This window comes from Streptomyces camelliae (assembly GCF_027625935.1).
In the GTDB taxonomy this organism is placed as follows: domain Bacteria; phylum Actinomycetota; class Actinomycetes; order Streptomycetales; family Streptomycetaceae; genus Streptomyces; species Streptomyces camelliae.
The window spans coordinates 6887615-6906260 of the sequence record NZ_CP115300.1 but is presented as its reverse complement, the minus strand read 5'-3'; the positions used below and the strand labels follow the sequence as shown (position 1 = coordinate 6906260).

Sequence of the window (18646 nt, the reverse complement as noted above, 5' to 3'; positions counted from 1 at the left end):
GGACCTGCTCCGCGCAGTACCACTCCCGCCGGGAGACGCTGTCACCGCCGGCCGGGTCGGGCATCGACGCCGTCCTTCGCGGCGCCTTCACCCTCGACGCCCGCCGCCTCGGCGGCCGCCTGCTTCCTGCTCGCCATCAGGCTGGTGATGGTGGTGACGATCAGGACGGCGCAGATCACGCCGAGCGAGACCGGAATGCTGATCTCGGGGACGTGGACACCGGACTCGTGCAGTGCGTGCAGCACCAGCTTGACGCCGATGAAGCCGAGGATCACCGACAGGCCGTACGAGAGGTGGACCAGCTTTTTCAGCAGGCCGCCGATGAGGAAGTACAGCTGGCGCAGGCCCATCAGGGCGAAGGCGTTGGCGGTGAAGACGATGTACGGGTCCTGGGTCAGACCGAAGATCGCGGGGATGGAGTCCAGGGCGAACAGGACGTCCGTGGTACCGATGGCGAGCATCACGACCAGCATCGGGGTCATGACCCGCTTGCCGTTCTCCTGGATCCACAGCTTCGTGCCGTGGTAGCGGTCGGCCACACCGAACCTGCGCTCCGCGGCCTTCAGAAGCTTGTTCTCCTCGAACTCCTCGTCCTCCTCGTCCGCGCGGGCCTCCTGGATGAGCTTCCAGGCGGTCCAGATCAGGAAGGCGCCGAAGAGGTAGAACACCCAGGAGAAGCTGGCGAGGATCGCGGCTCCCGCGGCGATGAAGGCCGCCCGCAGCACCAGGGCTATGAGCACGCCGACGAGCAGGACGCGTTGCTGGTACTGCGTGGGCACCGCGAACTTCGCCATGATCAGGACGAAGACGAAGAGGTTGTCGACGCTGAGCGACTTCTCGGTGATGAATCCGGCGAAGAACTCACCGGCCGGCTGACCGCCACGGAAGACGAAGAGACCGACGCCGAAGAGTCCGGCCAGGGCGATCCAGACGACGGTCCAGACACCGGCTTCCTTGATCGACACCTCATGCGGCTTGCGCCCGATGAAGAAGTCGACCGCGATCAGGGCGGCCAGGCCCACGATGGTCAGGACCCACAGGGTCACGGAAACGTCCACTGCACCTCCGGCATGACGTAACGGCAAACACTTTCAGCGTTGTCGCTGCCGGAGGTCTCTTCCACCCGCGCGGGGTCGGCGCCCCGGGACCGGACCGGTCCGTACTGACGGGTGCGCCGCAGTCAGGGAGTACTCCCCTCCGTACGGAAGACCATACCCCAATCACCAAGGAAAGGTAAAGCAAAAAGCAAAAGGAAGGTCAAATGACCTGATGGGAAGCACTTTACCTGTGCTTGGCTCGGGCTCTGGTCACCTCGGTGAGCACCTGCTGCACGATCTGGCTCCCGGTCGGCACCAGCGCGGGTTCATACGTCCAGGCGTGCCCGACCCAGGGATCGGCAAGATGGTCGTCGGGTACGGGTGTGAGTCGCATCAGCGAACGCCACAGCGGGTCGAGCAACGGGCCATAGGCGGCGGCATCCTCACGGTCCGCCACCAGCAGCAGATGCACGCCCACCGCGGGGCCCTCGTCGGCGAGGTAGCGCAGTCGGGTCACCGCGCGGTCGTCGAAGCCGTGCGGGAAGTCGTTGACGATCAGCAGCTGCCGCGCGGTGTCGACATCGGCCGGAAGCGACTCGGGCGTGCCGCCGCGCAGCGCCATCTGCACCAGGTCGACCCGCCGGGTGAGCCTCTCCAGCACCTCCGCCACACCCGCCGCCCCAGCTGCGGGCGGCGTGGTGAGCGCACCGGTCCGCGTCAGCACCCCGAGCGCCGCGGCCCCGGCCCCGGCCGGGTCGATGGCCTGCACGGCGAAGTCGCCCGGCGGATGCACGGCGAGCAGCCGCGCCGCCAGCGCGACCGCCGCCTCCATGGCCAGCTGCCGCAGCTCGGCGGCGTCCGGGAGGCCGTCGGCCGCCACCGGGCCGCTGTCCAGCCACAGGCCCCGCTCCAGCGGCAGCCTGACCAGCAGGGGGACGCGCAGCGGCACACTCTCCGGAAGATGCAGATCGCCCAGCCGCAGGGCCATCGGCGGCTCGGCCGGCACCCGGTAGGCGTGCCAGACGGGGTTGTCCCAGCGGGCGTAGGCGGGCGGGAGTGCGGGCTCGACCACGTCGGACTCGGCGGCGAGCTGGGCGAGGTCGCGATCGAGGGCCGCGCGGGCCTGGTCGACCAGCTGCGTCCGGCGGGCGTGGGCCGCCTCGCGCGCGGTGTCGCCTGCCGTGCCGAGCCGGCCGCGGGGGTCGGCCAGCGCCTGGTCGAGCTCCTTCTCCAGACGGGAGTCGGCGAATTCGACGGCGCTGCGGTACGCGGCCGTGGTGCGGGCCAGGTCCTCGAACATGCCCCAGACCTGGTTGTACAGGCGCTCCTCCATCGACCAGCCGACGGCGTCTCCCGCGACCGGTTGCGCGGGCTGCTCCTCGGTGGCCGGAGAGGGCGTCGGTTCGGTGCCGTGCGGGCGGCGGGGGTGGGTGTAGTCCACCGGGGTGCCTGGGGCGCGCGGCGCGGCGTCGGGGGCCTGGGTGTCGTACGGGTTCTGCGCGTCGTAGGAGGGTGCGGGCGCCGGTGTGTGCGGGCGCGCCGGCGCCGCCGTGCCATGAGCGGCTGTGGGGGCCGGGGCGAGGGCCGCCGAGTGCTGGACGGCGGCCGCGAGGTCGGCGGCCGCGGGCAGTCCCTGGTCGGCCAGGAGTGCGGGCAGACCGGCCGCGTAGCCCTGGCCCATCGCGCGGACCTTCCAGGCGCCCTGTCTGCGGTACAGCTCCAGGGCGATCACCGCCGTCTCGGTGTCCAGGCCGGTCAGGGTGTAGCTGACGAGTTCGCTGCCGTCGGGGCCGTCGACCGCGGTGTGCGGGGCTGCGACGGCACCGAACCGGAGCGGCCCGGCGGACCCGGTGGGCAGCGCGAGAAACACGGCGACGCGGTGCACGGTCTCGGGCAGGGTGCCCAGGTCGACGGTCAGCCGGTGCTCGGCGGCGGCCTGCCGGGGCACCTCGACGCCGGGCAGGACGGGGGTGCCGGGATGGGCCACCCACGGGGGGCCGTGCACCGTGCCGTTCTCGTCGCCGAGCGTGGCTCCGGCGAGGACCGGGGCCCCCGCCGAGATCCGGATCGTCAGCCGGACCTCGGACAGCGGGTGGTTCTGCCCCCGCACCAGCTCGGCCGTCATCGCCGTGCCCCCCGTGGTGTCGTTGTGTCGTACGCGCTGCCGGTCGAGCGGGCGGTCCTACAGGTGCGGCAGGATCGCCGGCATCAGGTCCTGGAAGGTGCGGCCGTTGGCCGGGGTGCCCAGGGCGGTCATCGTCCAGCCCGAGCCCGCGCGGTGCACCTTCGCCATGATCTGGGCGGTGTAGTCGCCGCCGCCGTCCAGCGTGTAGCGGGCCAGTTCCTGGCCGTTGGTCTCGTCCACGAGGCGGCAGAACGCGTTCTGCACCTCCTGGAAGGTCTGGCCCGTGAAGGAGTTCACGGTGAAGACGATCTGGTCGATGTGGACGGGGACGCGCTGCAGGTCCACCAGGATCGATTCGTCGTCCCCGCCCTGGCCGGCGCCGCCGACCAGATTGTCGCCGGTGTGGCGCACGGAACCGTCGTCGCTCACCAGGTGGCGGAAGAAGACGACGTCGACCGGCTGCTTCTCGGCGAAGAGCACCGCCGAGGCGTCCAGGTCGATCTCCTTGGTGCGCGAACCGAACAGGCCGCGCCGCTTCGCCGCCTGCCAGCCGAGCCCCATACGGACCGCGGTCAGGGTGCCTCCGTCCTTCTTCTCCAGGCTGATGGCCTGACCCTTGCTCAAATTGACGGACACCCTGAATCCCCTCTCGATGGTCCCCTGTTGCCGCGCAGTGCGCGGTTGTCCAAAACCCTACGCAGGCGCGCCGACAGTGCCGAACCCCGGCCCGCGCTTTGTGTCGGTGTTGCAACACTTGGCGCGTATGCCGAGGTCCGGCAGGGGGCCGCAGCTCAGGCGAGGCCCGCCTCCCGCATCTGGCGCAGCTCCTTCTTCATCTCCGAGACCTCGTCGCGCAGCCTGGCCGCGATCTCGAACTGCAGCTCTGCGGCGGCGGCCCGCATCCGCTCGGTCATCTCCTCGATCTGCTCGGCGAGTTCGGCCGCCGGACGGTCCGTGGGCACCGCCTGGCCCTTGGCGGCCTTGCCGACCTTCGCGCCCTTGGCCGCCTTGTCGCCGAGTGCCGGGACGGGTGCCTTGGCGCCCTTGCCGTCCTTGGACTTGCGGTAGCCGCTGCCGAGGAGCTGCTCGGTGTCGACCTCCTCGCGGGCGATCTGCGCGACGATGTCGTTGATCTTCTTGCGCAGCGGCTGCGGGTCGATGCCGTTCGCCTTGTTGTAGGCGACCTGCTTCTCCCGGCGGCGGTTGGTCTCCTCGATGGCCTTCTCCATCGCCGGGGTGATCTTGTCGGCGTACATGTGGACCTGGCCGGAGACGTTGCGCGCCGCGCGGCCGATGGTCTGGATCAGCGACGTGCCGGAGCGCAGGAAGCCCTCCTTGTCGGCGTCCAGGATCGCCACCAGGGACACCTCGGGCAGGTCGAGGCCCTCGCGCAGCAGGTTGATGCCGACCAGGACGTCGAACTCGCCGCTGCGCAGTTCGCGCAGCAGCTCGACGCGGCGCAGGGTGTCGACGTCGCTGTGCAGATAGCGCACCTGGATGCCCAGTTCCAGGAAGTAGTCGGTGAGGTCCTCGGCCATCTTCTTGGTGAGTGTGGTGACGAGGACGCGCTCGTCCTTCTCGGTGCGCTTGCGGATCTCGTGCACCAGGTCGTCGATCTGGCCCTCGGTGGGCTTGACGACGACCTCGGGGTCGACGAGGCCGGTGGGGCGGATGATCTGCTCGACCGCGCCGTCGGAGCGCGACAGCTCGTACGGTCCCGGAGTGGCCGACAGGTAGACGCTCTGGCCGATGCGCTCCTGGAACTCCTCCCACTTCAGGGGGCGGTTGTCCAGGGCGGACGGCAGGCGGAAGCCGTGTTCCACGAGGGTGCGCTTGCGGGAGGCGTCGCCCTCGTACATGGCGCCGATCTGCGGGACCGTGACGTGTGACTCGTCGATGACGAGCAGGAAGTCGTCCGGGAAGTAGTCGAGCAGGGTGTTCGGCGGGGAGCCGGGCGAGCGGCCGTCGAAGTGCATCGAGTAGTTCTCCACGCCGGAGCAGGTGCCGATCTGGCGGAGCATCTCGATGTCGTACGTGGTGCGCATCCGCAGCCGCTGGGCCTCCAGCAGCTTGCCCTGCTTCTCCAGCTCGGCGAGGCGCTCCCCCAGCTCCTTCTCGATGTCGTTGACGGCCCGCTCCATGCGCTCCGGGCCGGCGACGTAGTGGGAGGCGGGGAAGACATACAGCTGCTGGTCGTCGCTGATGATCTCGCCGGTGAGCGGGTGCAGCGTGGACAGCGCCTCGATCTCGTCGCCGAACATCTCGATACGGACGGCCAGCTCCTCGTAGACCGGGAAGATCTCGACGGTGTCGCCGCGGACCCGGAAGGTGCCGCGAGTGAAGGCCATGTCGTTGCGGGTGTACTGGATGTCGACGAAGCGGCGCAGCAGCTCGTCCCGGTCGATCTCGTCGCCGACCCTGAGGGGGACCATCCGGTCCACGTACTCCTGCGGCGTGCCGAGGCCGTAGATGCAGGAGACCGAGGCGACCACGACGACGTCGCGGCGGGTGAGCAGCGAGTTCGTCGCCGAGTGGCGCAGGCGCTCGACCTCCTCGTTGATCGAGGAGTCCTTCTCGATGTAGGTGTCCGACTGCGGGACATAGGCCTCTGGCTGGTAGTAGTCGTAGTACGAGACGAAGTACTCGACCGCGTTGTTCGGCAAGAGCTCGCGGAATTCGTTGGCCAGCTGGGCGGCCAGCGTCTTGTTCGGCGCCATCACGAGCGTGGGGCGCTGGAGCTTCTCGATCATCCACGCCGTGGTGGCGGACTTGCCGGTGCCGGTCGCGCCCAGCAGGACGACGTCCTTCTCACCGGCCTCGATGCGCTTGGCCAGCTCGGCGATGGCCGCCGGCTGGTCTCCGCTGGGCTGGTAGGGGCTGACGACCTCGAAGGGCGCCACCGTGCGTTCGATGTGGGAAACGGGCCGCATGCCATCCACCGTACGACCCCCCACTGACAACGGGCCCCGATCAGGTGTTTTACCTGGTCCGGGAGCCGTGGTGCTCGGGTCGGCGCTCGTTGTGGAGCGCGGGCCGGCGGTCCAGGTGGGAGGCGACGGCGGCGGCCGGGACGCCCGGTTTGTGCTCGGCGATCCTGCGGACGGGCCGGCCCATCACCATCAGTGGGTCGAAGACCACGACGACCGCCGCGAGGAGCAGGAAGGCGAGCGGGCCGATCAGCATGGGCGCGAGCACGGACGGCTCCGGCGCGCCTCCGGTGGCATGAGAGGGGCCGTCGAGGTGGACGCGCAGGGCTGCCATGCCCATGTAGTGCATGCCGCTCACCGCGAGCCCCATGACGAGGCTCGCCCCCACGCTCCACAGGAAGCCGCGCACGCGTCCGGCAGCCCACAGGGCGGCGGTCGCGGCCACCACCGCTATGACGACGGAGGCGGCGACGGTGAGGGTGTTGTAGGTGAACCGCCCGTGGAAGTGGACGCCGGCCATGCCGAGGTAGTGCATCGAGGCGACGCCCAGACCGGTGATCGTGCCGCCGGTGAAGAGCGCGGTGCCGGTGGCGCCCCGGTAGCCGACGACGAAGATGCCGACGCCGACCATGACGATCGCGAGGCCGAGGCTCGCGTAGGTGATCGGTTTGTCGTAGTGGATCGGTGTCTCCTTGATGGCGAAGCCCATCATGGCGACGAAGTGCATGGTCCATATGCCGGAGCCGATCGCGGCGGCGCCGAGGGCCAGCCAGGCGGGCCGCCAGGAGTGCGTGACCAGCAGCGCCCGGGTGGTGCAGCGCAGGCCGAGGGCACCGCCCAGGCAGGCCATCAGATAGGCCACCAACGGGGTGACGGCCCCGTAGCTGAATCCGTCGACCGTGCCTTGCATCCGTGGCTGCCCTTCCGCCCTCTTGCGTCCCGGAATACCTCAAACGTTCCCCCGGCCCAGGACCGCGCGGGCGGTCAGGGTTGTCGCAGAGAGTATGACTCCCACCGGAATGGTCGAACGATTTTCCGGCAAAGAAACACGGCGTTGCCGCACTTGTGCGGCAACGGTGAGCGCACGTCGACATCTGCCTGCGATGTGTGACCGTCATGCGCGTGCGTACCACTGACGATCTGCTGTCACTCTTGTTGCATTCGGTATTCGCTGGACGCGAGGAGTCTGCATGCACGCGCGCGTAGTGGTGGCCGTCACGGCCGTCGCGGCTCTGGGGATCGCGGCGGTCCTGCTGAGCCCGTCTTCCGACGCCCGGGCCGGCGATTCCGGCGAGCCCACGGTGATCGCTCACCGGGGTGCCTCCGCCTACGCACCCGAGAACACGCTGGCCTCCATCGACAAGGCCGCGCAGCTGGGCTTCACCTGGGTCGAGAACGACGTCCAGCGCACCAAGGACGGCGAGCTGGTCGTCATCCACGACGACAGCCTCAACCGCACCACGAACGTCGAGCAGGTCTTCCCCGGCCGGGCGCCGTGGAAGGTGAAGGACTTCACCGCGGCCGAGATCGCCCGGCTGGACGCGGGCAGCTGGTACTCCCCCGCGTACACGGGCACGCGCGTGCCGACCCTCACGCAGTACATGCGCCGGATCGAGCACAACCACGAGAAGCTGCTCCTGGAGGTCAAGAACCCGGAGCTGTACCCGGGTATGGAGCAGCAGATCCTGAAGCTCCTCGGCAACGAGGGCTGGCTCGATCAGGACCATCTGGGGCGGCTGATCGTGCAGAGTTTCAGCGCCGACAGCATCCGGACCGTGCACGAGCTGAAGCCCGCCGTCACCACAGCCCTTCTCGGCTCGCCCAAAGTGGCACAGCTGCACCAGTACGCGCGCTTCACCGATCTGGTCAATCCCTCGACCGGGTCGCTCTCCCTGGGCTACGTCGCGGCCGTGCACGCCTTCAAGGGGGCGCACGGCAAGCGGCTCGGCGTGTTCGCCTGGACGGTGAACGACGCGGCCGCCGCCCGCAGGGTCGCGAGTTACGGCGTCGACGGAATCATCACCAACAAGCCCGACGTGGTGCGGGAAGCGCTGGGCTCGGACTGAGCCGGGCGGGCGTTGTCAGTGGCGGGCCGTACCGTGGTCGCATGGACAGCCAAGGGCAGGATGAGCAGCGGGTCGTGTGGGCCGTCGTCGGCAGCGACATCGGTCCGCTGATGCTGGCCGCGAGCCGCGACGGCCTGGTCAACGTCGTCTTCCACGCCACGGACGCGGTGCGCGACCGGGCCCTGGAGCGGCTGGCGTCCCGGCTCGGCGTCACCCCGGTCGAGGATCCGGACTCGCCGCTGCTGGCCGAGGCGATACGCCAGCTGCGCGCGTACTTCGCGGGCGAGCGGCACGGCTTCGATCTGCCGCTGGACTGGTCGCTCATCTCCGGCTTCAACCGGCAGGTGCTGCGCGAGCTGGCCTCCGGGGTGCCGTACGGCACGGTGGTGGGGTACGGCGATCTCGCGGGGCGGGTCGGACAGCCCGGCGGGGCGCAGGCGGTCGGCGCGGCGATGGGCGCCAATCCACTGCCGGTGGTGGTGCCGTGTCACCGCGTGGTGGAGAGCGACGGCGGTATCGGGGGTTTCGGGGGCGGGCTGGAGACCAAGCGGAAGCTGCTCGCGCTGGAGGGCGTGCTGCCCGAGCCGCTGTTCTGACCGCTGACTTGTGGCCCTCTGATCCGGTCCAGGGTTCAGTCGTCGTAGTGCCGGGCCTCGAAGACGTTGCCGTCGGGGTCCCGGAAGTAGAACGTGCGCGGGGCGTTGCCGCGGGCTCCGAACGAGTCGTGGCCGATGTCGGACAGCGGTACGCCGTGGTGCTCCAGCCGGGCGCGCAGGGCGTCGAAGGCCTCGGCCGGCAGGGACAGGCAGACGTGGTTGACCGGATGGCCGGCGCTGTCGGCGGCACCTGGCAGCATTTTCATGTGGTCCACGAAGGTGCGCGGCGCGAGGTCCAGGAGGGTCTCCTCGTTGACGCGCACAGAAGGGAACGGCACCTTCCCCTCGATGAACTCGGTGAGTCTCACGGGCTCCAGACCGACGACGTCCGCGTGGAAGCGGGCCGCGGCCACCGGGTCGGTCACCCACAGGACGACGTGGTCGAGACGCATGCTGTTCTTCGTCATGCCGCCCAGGCTGGTGGCGTCCCCCACAGGCCGCAAGCGTTTAGCCGTGGCCGGCACCCGCCAGAGATCCAGAGACGAGGCAAGGCCGACGGACAGGAGGCGATGCGCGTGGTGCTCGTGGTGTCGGAAGAGGTCCGGGAAGCGATCGACGCACGGCGGCCGGTGGTGGCCCTGGAGTCCACGATCATCGCGCACGGCCTGCCCCGCCCGCGCAATCTCCAGGTGGCGCTGGAGCTGGAGGACGCGGTGCGGCGGGAGGGCGCCGTACCTGCGACCATCGCCGTCCTGGACGGCCGCCCCCGGGTCGGGCTGGACAAGGAGCAGCTGGAGCGGGTCGCGAACGAGGACGGCATCCGCAAGCTGGGCCACCGCGATCTGCCGCTCGCCGTGGCCGGGGGCGTGAGCGGGGCGACCACGGTGTCGGCGACGGCGCAACTGGCGGCGCTCGCGGGCATCCGGGTGTTCGCCACGGGCGGGCTGGGCGGTGTGCACCGCGAGTGGACGGTGACGCAGGACGAGTCGGCCGACCTGGGGCTGCTGGCGCGTACGCGGATCACCGTGGTCTGCGCGGGCGTGAAGTCGATCCTGGACGTGCCGGCGACCCTGCAGCGGCTGGAGACACTGGGCGTGGCCGTCGCCGGGTACGGCACGGACCGCTTCCCCGGCTTCTATCTGTCCGACTCGGGGCATCCGGTCGACTGGACGCTGGACAGTCCGGAGCAGGTCGCCGAGGTCATGCGGGCCCAGGACGCGCTCGACGCGCCCGCATCGGCGCTGATCGTCGCCCATCCCGTCCCCGAGGCTGAACAGCTCGATCCCGAGGTGCACGCGCGCGTGCTCGCCGACGCGCTGCACGCATGCGCGGAGCAGGGGATCAGCGGGCAGGCGGTCACGCCGTTCCTGCTGGACTACCTGGTCCGGCACACGGAGGGTGCCTCCCTGAGCGCCAATCTGGCGGCCGTACGCGGCAACGTACGGCTGGCGACGCGGATCGCCACCGCCTGGACCAGGGGGTGACCACGGGCCGGAACGGGGCTCTGCTGGTCGTCGGGGACGTGGTCACGGACGTCGTCGCCCGGCACCGAGGACCGCTCGCGGCCGGCACGGACACGGTCGCCGCGATCCGGACGCTGCCCGGCGGCGCGGGCGCGAACGTGGCCTGCTGGGCAGCCCACGCGGGCTGCGCGGACGTACGGCTGCTCGGGCGGGTCGGCACGGACACGGCCGCGTGGCACGAGCGGGAGCTGGTCGCGGCCGGGGTGCGGCCCCGGCTGGTGGTCGACCCGGAGGCGGCGACCGGGACGGTGATCTGTCTCGTCGACACCGGGGCGGCGGCCGAGCGCACGTTCCTCACGGACAGCGGGGCGTCCCTGCGGCTCGAACCCGCCGACTGGTCCGACGCGCTCCTCGACGGGGTCGCCCGGCTGCATCTGTCGGGCTATCTGCTGTTCACCGAGCCGAGCCGGGCACTGGCGGCCACGGCACTCACGGCGGCACGCGCGCGTGGTGTGCCGGTCAGCCTGGATCCGGCGTCGGCGGGCTTCCTGGTACGGCTGGGGGTGGACCGGTTCCTCGCGTTCGCGGAAGGGCTGGACGTGCTGCTGCCCAGCCGGGACGAGGCATGCCTGCTGACGGGCCTGTCGGACCCGGCGGACGCCGCGGTCAAGCTGAGCCGTCTCGTGCCACTGGTGGTGACCAAGGCGGGCGCCGACGGGGCGCTGGTGGCCCGGACCGGCGCCCCGCCGACCAGGATCCCCGCGACACCGGCGGTCCCGCAGGACACCACGGGCGCCGGCGACGCCTTCACCGGCGCGTTCCTCGCCGCACTGCTCGCGGGCGCGGATCCCCGGGAGGCGGCAGCCTCGGGCTGCCGGGCGGGGGCGGAGGCGGTGGGTCGGGTGGGGGCCAGACCGGCGGTTCCGGGCAGGGAGAGCTAGACGGAGAACTGGGCAGGCGGTCGGTGGTGGGTCGGGGGGCCGGACCGCCGGTTCCGGGCAGGGGTGGCTGGGTCGAGGGCGGGGTCGGCGGTCGGCGGTGACCGTGGGAGGCGGGCGGACGCCCGGCACGGTCGGAGCGGCTGAGCCCCCTGCGTGCGTCCGCCGAGCCCTCCTCTCCGTACGCCCGGCCGGTGCCGACGGCCCCGAGGCCACGGCCCGAGCGGCCGAGCCGATGCCGAGGGCACCCGGCTCGCGCCGGACCTGTCCGCCTCGCCCGGCCCGGCCCTTACGCCTTCTTCCCCCACGCCGAGAACATCGGTGCGGTGGCCAGGTCCATCGAACCGGCCTCGACGTTGGCCAGGTGCTGGTCGATCTCCTCGTCGGTGGCGAGGTCGGCGGCGACGAGGCGGGCACGGATCTGACGGACCGTCGCCGCCTCCAGCGCGGTGCAGGCGGGCGAGGTCACCGGGAAGTAGGCGTCGGCCTCCACTTCGCTCAGCCCGGCCTCGCGCAGCAGGCGCGGAAGCTTGCGGCCGTAGGACAGATCGGCGCCTCGTTCGGCCAGGAGCTTGCGGAAGCCCTGGCGCAGCCGGTTGGCCAGCCGCTGCTCGGGGCCGTACTCGTCGGGGCAGGTCAGAGGCTGGAGGGCGGGGTCGGCGTCCTCCAGCAGCAGCCGTCCGCCGGGCCGCAGTGCCTGGAGCATGGAGCGCAACGCCCTTTCCCGGTCCGGGACATGGACGAGGACGAGCCGGGCGTGGACCAGGTCGAAGCCCTCGTCCGGGGGCTCCTCGGTGCCCACGTCGTGGACGCGGACCTCCACCGGCGGGTGGGCCACGGCGCTGAGCAGCGAGGTGTCGATGTCGGTCGCGACGACCTTGCCGGTGGGGCCGACCTTCTTGGCGAGCCAGGACACCACGGACGTGCCGCCCGCCCCGACTTCCCAGCAGCGCCAGCCGGGTCCGACGCCGCATCCCTCAAGGTGCCGGAAGGTCGTGGGGTCGAAGAGCGCGGCGAAGGCGTCGAAGCGCTGTGCCGCCTCGTTCTGCCGGTTGTCCAGGAGGTACCCGTCGGAGCGCGCATGTGAGGATCATCCCAGCCACCGGCTCGTCCGGATCTGCCGACGCTCCGCACACGGGAGAGGCCAGGCCGGGGGCCGGGCCGACGACCGGGCACGACGCTCTGTCCACAGGCGGGAACCAAGCGGAACATCCTGTTCCCACAGGCTTACCCGCGTTTTGCTCTCGGCTGGCACACTGCTCGGACGAGGCGCGAAAAGCGTTACGCGGGGGATCCATGCGAGGAGATCCAGATGTCCATGGCGGGGAATCTGCGACGGGTCACGGGACTGGGCAAGGCCGCCGGCCTGCGCAAGGTGGCACGGCTGGCCAGGCGGCGGCCGCGCGTGGACCTGAGCCATCCCGCCAGATCACCGCTGGGCTCCTCGGTGGTCAACTGCGTGACGTATCAGGACGGTGTGCGGGTGCCGACCTGCACCGACCTCGTGGACGCCGTGCGGATGGTACGCAAGACCGGCGAGGGATTCGTCTGGCTGGGGCTGCACGAGCCGACGGACCGTGAGTTCGCGGGGATCGCGGAGCTGTTCGACCTGCATCCCCTGGCCGTTGAGGACGCGGTCGAGGCCCACCAGCGCCCGAAGCTGGAGCACTACGGCAACACGCTCTTCGCGGTCTTCAAGACCGTCTGCTACGTGGAGCACGAACGGCTGACGGCGACCAGCGAGGTGGTGAACACCGGCGAGATCATGGTGTTCGTCGGCGAGGACTTCGTGATCACGGTGCGGCACGGCCGACACGGCTCGCTGGGCCCGCTGCGCGAGGAGCTGGAGTCGCATCCGCACCAGCTGTCGAAGGGGCCCGCAGCGGTGCTGCACGCGATCGCCGACCATGTCGTGGACGACTATCTGAGCGTCACGGACGCGGTGCAGGCCGACATCGACCAGGTCGAGACGGAGGTGTTCGCCGAGGACGGCGCACGGCTCGACCCCGGCCGGATCTACCAGATGAAGCGTGAGCTGCTGGAGCTGAAGCGGGCGGTGGTGCCGCTGAGCCGCCCGGTGGAGGACCTGGCCACCCGGCCCATACGGGTCGTCCCTCCGGAGATACAGGCCTACTTCCGCGATGTGCTCGACCATCTGATCCGGGCCAAGGACCAGATCGCGGCGTTCGACGAGCTGCTCAACTCCATCCTCCAGGCCCATCTCGCGCAGGTGACCGTTGCGCAGAACGAGGACATGCGCAAGATCACCGCGTGGGCCGCGATCATCGCCGTACCGACGATGGTGTGCGGTGTGTACGGCATGAACTTCGACCACATGCCGGAGCTGCACTGGCAGTTCGGGTACCCATTGGCCATGGTCGTCATGGCGGGTGCGTGCGTGGCGCTGTACCGGGGCTTCCGGCGCAACGGCTGGCTCTGAGCGTCAGCCGCTCCAGGCGGGGTGGCGTGGGTCGTCGGCGCGCACCAGGACGTCCGCCGTGCCGGCCGGATCGGTCTCGGACGCGTAGCGCTCGAAGGCGGGCAGCGTCCAGTGTTCGGCCTCGGGGGTATGGCGGCGCAGGGCGGCCGGGGAGAGGAGGAGGTGCACGGTCAGGTCGAACGGGAACCAGTGGCGCAGCAGGAGGGGGCCATGGAGCAACAGGATCCCGCCGGGCGGGAGTTGGACGTAGGGGCTGCGGGTGGCACGGTCGGTGGCCGGGTCCCACAGGTCGGGCAGGACGCGCCCGCTGCCTCCGGGATCGAGCGGGCCGAAGACCTCACGCCAGAGGGCGCCGGTGTCGAACCATCCGCCGTAGTACGACTCCGCGTCGCGTCGCCCGTGTTCGAGGCGCAGCGAGGCGGGGCGCAGGAAACCTTCGGCGTCGACCACGAGCGAGGGCCGGCCGCGCACGCGCAGCGCCTCGCCGACCCGCTCGGCGAGGTCTCCGGGACGCGCGGCCGGGGCCCCGTCGAAGCCGACGCGCGGCCAGGCGCCCCCGTCGGCCGGCTCCAGTCCGGCGAGCCGGTCGGCCAGCTGCTCGGCGAGCCGGTCCCAGGTGATCGCTTCGAGTCGCACAGGGCCCATGATGCCGGGTGGCGGAGAAGGAGGTGGCGGCGCCTGCCGGAGGGCGGGGGTGCGCTCCGGCAGGGGACGGGTCCCGGGCGGCACGGGGCGGGCGGCTCAGCCTCGGTCCGCCGCTGTCCGCCGGGCTGCCAGCAGAGCGGGGAGATGGGTCTCGCTCCAGGCGCGGGCCGCGTCGAGAAGGGGGATCAGCGTGCGGCCGAGGGGGGTGAGGGCGTACTCGACCCGGGGCGGGTTCTCGTCGTAGGCGGTGCGGGTGACCAGTCCGTCGCGCTCCATGGCGCGCAGGGTCTCGCTGAGGACCTTGGGCGTGACGGCTCTGAGCGGAACACGCAGTTCACCGAAGCGGCGCGGGCCGTCCTGGAGACAGCGGATCACCATGCCCGCCCACTTGTCGCCCACGCGGACGGGCATCACGGAGGACGGACAGAGGGGGTGGAACATGTCGGGATCGAGAGGTGCGGGCCGGCCGGCATCCATGGCGCCGGCGGTGGACCGCGACAGGTCGGCCATTCTGTGCGGCGAGTCGGTCATGAGCCGAGGGTATCGCCGATACCGTTGAAGTAACCGGGGGTCCGCTCCCTAACGTCCTGGCCGTACGCGAACAGCCGTGCAGGACAGGGAGGTTGGGGATGAAGGGGATCGTGATCTTCGGTGCCGGAGGCCGGGCCGGGCGGGCGGTGACGGCCGAGGCACTGGCGCGGGGCCGCACGGTGACTGCGGTGGTGCGGGATCCGGCGCGGTATCCGGATCTCGGTGCCGAAGGCGTCACGGTGGTACAGGGCGATGTCCTGGATGCCGGGACGGTCGCCCGGGTCGCCGCCGGGCACGCCGGTGCCGTGCACGCCGTCTCGCCGTTCAGCGGGCCCGAGGACGCGGTCGGCTCGGTCGACCCGCGGTTCTTCGTGCGGGCCGCCGACGCGCTGCTCGACGGGCTCGGCGCGGCCGGAGTGTCACGGCTGGTCGCGGTGGGGCTGGGGGCCAATCTGCTCGGCGCGGACGGGCGGATGGTGCTGGACGACCCGGTGGCCTTCCCGCAGCCGCTGCGGCCCTTCGCACTGGCGCACACCGCCGGGCTGCACCGGCTGCGGGAACGCGCTGACGGTCCCGTCGACTGGGTGATGCTGACGCCCGCCGGGTTCCTGGAGCACGGCGGGCCACGGACGGGGCGGTACCGGGTCGGCGGGGAGCGGCTGCCCAGTGTCGGCGGTGCCGGGAGCAACGGCAGAGGTGAGCCGTGGCTGTCGTACGCCGATCTCGCGGTGGCGGTGGTGGACGAGATCGAGACTCCCGCGCGGCACCGTACGCGGGTGTCGGTGTTCAACGTGCGGGGCAGGGAGGAGGACGACAGGCAGGGACACGGAGTCAGTGGGCGGCGGCGGGGAAAGTAGCGCGTATGGGCCTTTCCTCGACATCAACTCCCCACTCCCCCGGGCGGCTTGTCGTCGTCCAGAGCGCCAAGCGCAAGCGGTGTGCCACCTGCCGGGGCGGGCCGCTGTCGCTGCTGATGCTGGAGGACGGGGCGCCGCGCTGTCTGGACTGTGCCGACCTCGGGCACCTGGTGTTCCTGCCGCGCGGTGACACGGCGCTGACCCGCAGAGCGCGGGAGGAGAGCACGCTGTCGGCGGTGGTAGTGCGGTTCAACCGGCGCAGGAGCCGGTACGAACGGCAGGGCGTGCTCGTGGAGGAGGCCGCGCTGGCCCGGGCCGAGGCCCGCTGTCTGGCGGACGCGGAGGCGCGGCGCCGGCGGCGGGCACGGGACGCGCGGCGCAGGGCGGCGGAGGACGAGCGGTTCGTGGCGGCGTTCGCGGCCGAGATACTCCGGTTGCTGCCCGGCTGTCCGGCCGAGCGAGCCCGGGCCGTCGCGGCGCACGCGTCCGTGCGGGGCAGCGGGCGGGTCGGGCGCAGCGCGGCCGGGCGGGCGCTGACGGAGGGGGCGGTGCTCTCGGCGGTCGTCGCGGCCGTACGGCATGTGGACACGCCGTACGACCAGCTGCTGATGAGCGGGGTGCCGCGGTACGAGGCACGGCGCCGGATCGCCCCGGCCGTGGCGGGCGTGCTGCGGGCGTGGCAGGGCACCGGGGCGGACGTCGGCTGAGGAACAGGAGGGCAGGAGGAAGGAGGGCCCGGAGGAAGGAGGGCCGGGAGGGAAGGGCGGGAGGGAGGGGACGGGAAGAGACGGGGTCGGCATGTGGTCCGGCCTGGGCATGGACTGGGGGACGGTGCTTCCGGGCCCCGGCCCGGGTGGGACGAGACGAGATGAGGGCGTGGAGATGATCGAGGGGCCGTTCTTCGTGCTGGTCGTGGCGGGGATCCTGGGCAGCGGGCTGGTCGCCGGGGTGTTCTGCGCCTTCTCGGCGTTCGTGATGCGGGGGCTCGCGGCGCTGCCGCCCGCGCAGGGTGTGGCGGCGATGAACGCGATCAACGTCGCGGCGGTACGGCCCGCCTTCATGACCGTGTTCGGCGGTGCCGCGATGCTGAACGCGATGATCGCGGTGGTGACGTTCGTGGTGTGGCCGGAGGACGGGACGGTCGAACTGCTGCTGGGCAGCGCGCTGTATCTGCTCGGTGCGTTCGGGCTGACGGCGGTGGCGAACGTCCCCCGCAACGACAGGCTGGCCCGGCTGGCGGCAGGCGCGCCGGAGGCCGCCGTGTACTGGCCGGTGTATGTGCGCGAGTGGACGTTCTGGAACCACGTCCGCACCGTCGCCTCGGCCGCGGCCGCCCTGGTCTACGTCCTGGCGCTCACCTGACCGTGCCCGGCCCGCCCACGGCCTCACCCGGACTGTCCACGGCCTCACCCGGACCGTCCCGGCCGCCGCCCGCTACTCTGCGCGACCCGCGGTGCGGACGTATCGTGGCCGGAAGAGTGCCGGAAGAGTGCCGAAAAGTGGCGACGATCATGGCCGATCCCAAGGGTTTCATGACCACGCCGCGCCAGGAGTGGCCGCGGCGGCCCGTCGAGGAGCGGGTGCGGGACTGGGACGAGGTGTACGTCCCGGGAGCGCTGCTGCCCATCATCAGCAAGCAGGCCGACCGCTGCATGGACTGTGGCGTCCCGTTCTGCCACGACGCCTGCCCGCTGGGCAATCTGATCCCCGAGTGGAACGACCTGGTCTCGCGGGAGGACTGGCGGGCGGCGAGCGACCGGCTGCACGCGACGAACAACTTCCCCGAGTTCACGGGGCGGTTGTGTCCGGCTCCCTGCGAGGCGGGGTGCGTGCTGGCGATCAACCAGCCGGCCGTGACCATCAAGAACGTCGAGTGCGCGATCGCCGACCGGGCCTGGGAGGAGGGTTTCGTCCCGCCGCGGCCGCCCGAGCGGCTGTCGGACAAGACGGTCGCGGTCATCGGTTCCGGGCCCACCGGGCTCGCCGCGGCGCAACAGCTGACCCGGGCCGGGCACACGGTCGCCGTGTACGAGAAGGACGACCGGCTGGGCGGGCTGATGCGGTACGGCATCCCCGGGTTCAAGATGGAGAAGCACCATCTGGAGCGGCGGATCGGGCAGATGCGGGCCGAGGGCACGAAGTTCCGTACGTCGACGGCGGTCGGGCGGGACGTCGGGGCGGTGGAGCTGCGCGGGCGGTACGACGCCGTCGTCGTCGCCACGGGTGCGACGGCGTGGCGGGAACTTCCGGTGCCGGGCCGGTCGTTGGACGGGATACACCAGGCGATGGAGTATCTGCCGCTGGCCAATCGAGTGTGTGAGGGGGATCTGGAGGTTTCACCGCTGTCGGCGGCCGGCCGGCATGTGGTGATCGTGGGTGGCGGGGACACCGGTGCGGACTGCCTGGGGACCGCGGTGCGCGAGGGGGCCGCATCCGTGACCCAGCTGGACATCTACGCGCTGCCGGGTGCCGAGCGGGACGAGGACACCGAGCCGTGGCCGACGTACCCGAAGGTCTACCGGCTGTCGGCGGCGCATGAGGAGGCGCGGGATCTGCGGACGGCGCCGGCGGCGGACGCGGACGCCCGGCTGTTCGCCGCGTCCACGCTCCGCTTCACCGGGGACGACGGCGGGCATGTGCGGTCGCTGCATCTGGTGGAGGTCGACGAGCTGCGCCGCCCGCTGCCGGGCACCGGGCGGACACTCCCCGCCGACCTCGTGCTCCTCGCCCTCGGGTTCTCCGGGCCGGACCAGGAGGACGGGCTGTTCGGACAGTTGGGCCTGGCGCTCACCCCGCGCGGCACGATCGCCCGGGACGACGGCTTCGCGACCAACGTCCCCGGGGTGTTCGCCGCCGGGGACGCGGCGCGCGGACAGTCGCTCATCGTCTGGGCGATCGCGGAGGGGCGGGCGGTGGCGGCGGCCGTCGACCGCTATCTGACGGGCAGTTCACGGCTGCCCGCCCCGGTGTCACCGCGGGACCGGCCGATGCGGGTGTAGGCGAGACGCCATGACGACCGTG

At 71.5% G+C, this 18646-nt stretch carries 18 protein-coding genes; 9 read left to right on the top strand and 9 right to left on the bottom strand.

Annotation, left to right across the window (positions count from 1 at the left end; all coding sequences use genetic code 11):
- Positions 1-41: 41 nt before the first annotated feature.
- From O1G22_RS31620 to O1G22_RS31600, 5 genes are all read right to left on the bottom strand, one after another.
- Positions 42-1058: a TerC family protein gene (locus O1G22_RS31620; RefSeq protein WP_270084431.1), complete on the bottom strand. Its 1017-nt coding sequence runs from the start codon at positions 1056-1058 to the stop codon at positions 42-44.
- Between the two features lie 223 nt (positions 1059-1281).
- Positions 1282-3162 (bottom strand): TerD family protein, encoded by a 1881-nt coding sequence (locus tag O1G22_RS31615; protein ID WP_270084430.1) that lies wholly within the window; start codon positions 3160-3162, stop codon positions 1282-1284.
- Between the two features lie 57 nt (positions 3163-3219).
- Positions 3220-3798, bottom strand: coding sequence for a TerD family protein (locus tag O1G22_RS31610; RefSeq protein ID WP_225096527.1), 579 nt, complete (start codon positions 3796-3798; stop codon positions 3220-3222).
- 155 nt (positions 3799-3953) lie between these two features.
- Complete coding sequence (gene uvrB / locus O1G22_RS31605) at positions 3954-6092, bottom strand: excinuclease ABC subunit UvrB (RefSeq protein ID WP_270084429.1); 2139 nt, start codon at positions 6090-6092, stop codon at positions 3954-3956.
- Positions 6093-6141: 49 nt separating this feature from the next.
- Complete coding sequence (locus O1G22_RS31600) at positions 6142-6999, bottom strand: MHYT domain-containing protein (protein WP_270084428.1); 858 nt, start codon at positions 6997-6999, stop codon at positions 6142-6144.
- A 280-nt stretch (positions 7000-7279) separates the two neighbouring features.
- On the opposite strand from O1G22_RS31600, the gene O1G22_RS31595 reads away from it, so the two are divergent.
- Positions 7280-8155: a glycerophosphodiester phosphodiesterase gene (locus tag O1G22_RS31595; protein ID WP_270084427.1), complete on the top strand. Its 876-nt coding sequence runs from the start codon at positions 7280-7282 to the stop codon at positions 8153-8155.
- A 41-nt stretch (positions 8156-8196) separates the two neighbouring features.
- On the top strand, positions 8197-8751 hold the full coding sequence (locus tag O1G22_RS31590) for a methylated-DNA--[protein]-cysteine S-methyltransferase (protein WP_270084426.1): 555 nt from the start codon (positions 8197-8199) through the stop codon (positions 8749-8751).
- Positions 8752-8786: 35 nt separating this feature from the next.
- Here O1G22_RS31590 and O1G22_RS31585 read toward each other — a convergent pair whose 3' ends face one another.
- Entirely contained in the window at positions 8787-9218 is a 432-nt protein-coding gene (locus O1G22_RS31585; RefSeq protein WP_270084425.1) for a VOC family protein, read from the bottom strand.
- Positions 9219-9326: 108 nt separating this feature from the next.
- Between O1G22_RS31585 and O1G22_RS31580 the strand changes: the two genes are divergently transcribed.
- A complete protein-coding gene (locus tag O1G22_RS31580; protein ID WP_270086605.1) occupies positions 9327-10235 on the top strand; it encodes a pseudouridine-5'-phosphate glycosidase in 909 nt (302 codons plus the stop codon).
- Positions 10232-11155 (top strand): carbohydrate kinase family protein, encoded by a 924-nt coding sequence (locus tag O1G22_RS31575; RefSeq protein WP_270084424.1) that lies wholly within the window; start codon positions 10232-10234, stop codon positions 11153-11155. The genes O1G22_RS31580 and O1G22_RS31575 overlap by 4 nt, the downstream gene beginning before the upstream one ends.
- A gap of 286 nt (positions 11156-11441) precedes the next feature.
- Here the strand turns inward: O1G22_RS31575 and O1G22_RS31570 are convergent, their stop codons facing one another.
- Positions 11442-12212, bottom strand: a complete 771-nt coding sequence (locus tag O1G22_RS31570; protein WP_270086604.1) for a methyltransferase domain-containing protein — start codon at positions 12210-12212, stop codon at positions 11442-11444.
- 252 nt (positions 12213-12464) lie between these two features.
- Here O1G22_RS31570 and corA point away from each other — a divergent pair, with 252 nt between their 5' ends.
- Entirely contained in the window at positions 12465-13592 is a 1128-nt protein-coding gene (corA, locus tag O1G22_RS31565) for a magnesium/cobalt transporter CorA (protein ID WP_225096535.1), read from the top strand.
- 3 nt (positions 13593-13595) lie between these two features.
- Here corA and O1G22_RS31560 read toward each other — a convergent pair whose 3' ends face one another.
- The gene (locus tag O1G22_RS31560; RefSeq protein WP_270084423.1) at positions 13596-14228 is read right to left on the bottom strand and encodes a nucleoside/nucleotide kinase family protein; all 633 of its coding nucleotides are present in this window, start codon (positions 14226-14228) and stop codon (positions 13596-13598) included.
- 105 nt (positions 14229-14333) lie between these two features.
- On the bottom strand, positions 14334-14714 hold the full coding sequence (locus O1G22_RS31555) for a winged helix-turn-helix transcriptional regulator (RefSeq protein ID WP_225096818.1): 381 nt from the start codon (positions 14712-14714) through the stop codon (positions 14334-14336).
- Between the two features lie 152 nt (positions 14715-14866).
- Here O1G22_RS31555 and O1G22_RS31550 point away from each other — a divergent pair, with 152 nt between their 5' ends.
- The 4 genes from O1G22_RS31550 to O1G22_RS31535 all read left to right on the top strand — a co-directional run bounded on the left by O1G22_RS31550 (position 14867) and on the right by O1G22_RS31535 (position 18624).
- Complete coding sequence (locus tag O1G22_RS31550) at positions 14867-15625, top strand: NAD(P)-dependent oxidoreductase (protein ID WP_270084422.1); 759 nt, start codon at positions 14867-14869, stop codon at positions 15623-15625.
- Positions 15626-15630: 5 nt separating this feature from the next.
- Positions 15631-16332 carry a DUF2293 domain-containing protein gene (locus O1G22_RS31545; RefSeq protein ID WP_225096538.1) on the top strand — a complete coding sequence of 234 codons (702 nt, stop codon included), beginning with the start codon at positions 15631-15633 and terminating at the stop codon, positions 16330-16332.
- Positions 16333-16507: 175 nt separating this feature from the next.
- Complete coding sequence (locus O1G22_RS31540) at positions 16508-16987, top strand: anthrone oxygenase family protein (RefSeq protein WP_270086603.1); 480 nt, start codon at positions 16508-16510, stop codon at positions 16985-16987.
- Between the two features lie 149 nt (positions 16988-17136).
- Positions 17137-18624 carry a glutamate synthase subunit beta gene (locus O1G22_RS31535; protein ID WP_270084421.1) on the top strand — a complete coding sequence of 496 codons (1488 nt, stop codon included), beginning with the start codon at positions 17137-17139 and terminating at the stop codon, positions 18622-18624.
- The last annotated feature ends 22 nt before the right edge of the window (positions 18625-18646 follow it).

Bases quoted from the DNA above. Each gene is read 5' to 3' on its own strand.
- O1G22_RS31595 (WP_270084427.1), top strand. From the start codon at position 7,280: ATGCACGCGCGCGTAGTGGTGGCCGTCACGGCCGTCGCGGCTCTGGGG.
- O1G22_RS31600 (WP_270084428.1), bottom strand. From the start codon at position 6,999: ATGCAAGGCACGGTCGACGGATTCAGCTACGGGGCCGTCACCCCGTTG.
- O1G22_RS31550 (WP_270084422.1), top strand. From the start codon at position 14,867: ATGAAGGGGATCGTGATCTTCGGTGCCGGAGGCCGGGCCGGGCGGGCG.
- O1G22_RS31590 (WP_270084426.1), top strand. From the start codon at position 8,197: ATGGACAGCCAAGGGCAGGATGAGCAGCGGGTCGTGTGGGCCGTCGTC.
- O1G22_RS31545 (WP_225096538.1), top strand. From the start codon at position 15,631: ATGGGCCTTTCCTCGACATCAACTCCCCACTCCCCCGGGCGGCTTGTC.
- O1G22_RS31540 (WP_270086603.1), top strand. From the start codon at position 16,508: ATGATCGAGGGGCCGTTCTTCGTGCTGGTCGTGGCGGGGATCCTGGGC.
- O1G22_RS31555 (WP_225096818.1), bottom strand. From the start codon at position 14,714: ATGGATGCCGGCCGGCCCGCACCTCTCGATCCCGACATGTTCCACCCC.
- corA (WP_225096535.1), top strand. From the start codon at position 12,465: ATGTCCATGGCGGGGAATCTGCGACGGGTCACGGGACTGGGCAAGGCC.
- O1G22_RS31615 (WP_270084430.1), bottom strand. From the start codon at position 3,162: ATGACGGCCGAGCTGGTGCGGGGGCAGAACCACCCGCTGTCCGAGGTC.
- O1G22_RS31535 (WP_270084421.1), top strand. From the start codon at position 17,137: ATGGCCGATCCCAAGGGTTTCATGACCACGCCGCGCCAGGAGTGGCCG.
- O1G22_RS31585 (WP_270084425.1), bottom strand. From the start codon at position 9,218: ATGACGAAGAACAGCATGCGTCTCGACCACGTCGTCCTGTGGGTGACC.
- uvrB (WP_270084429.1), bottom strand. From the start codon at position 6,092: ATGCGGCCCGTTTCCCACATCGAACGCACGGTGGCGCCCTTCGAGGTC.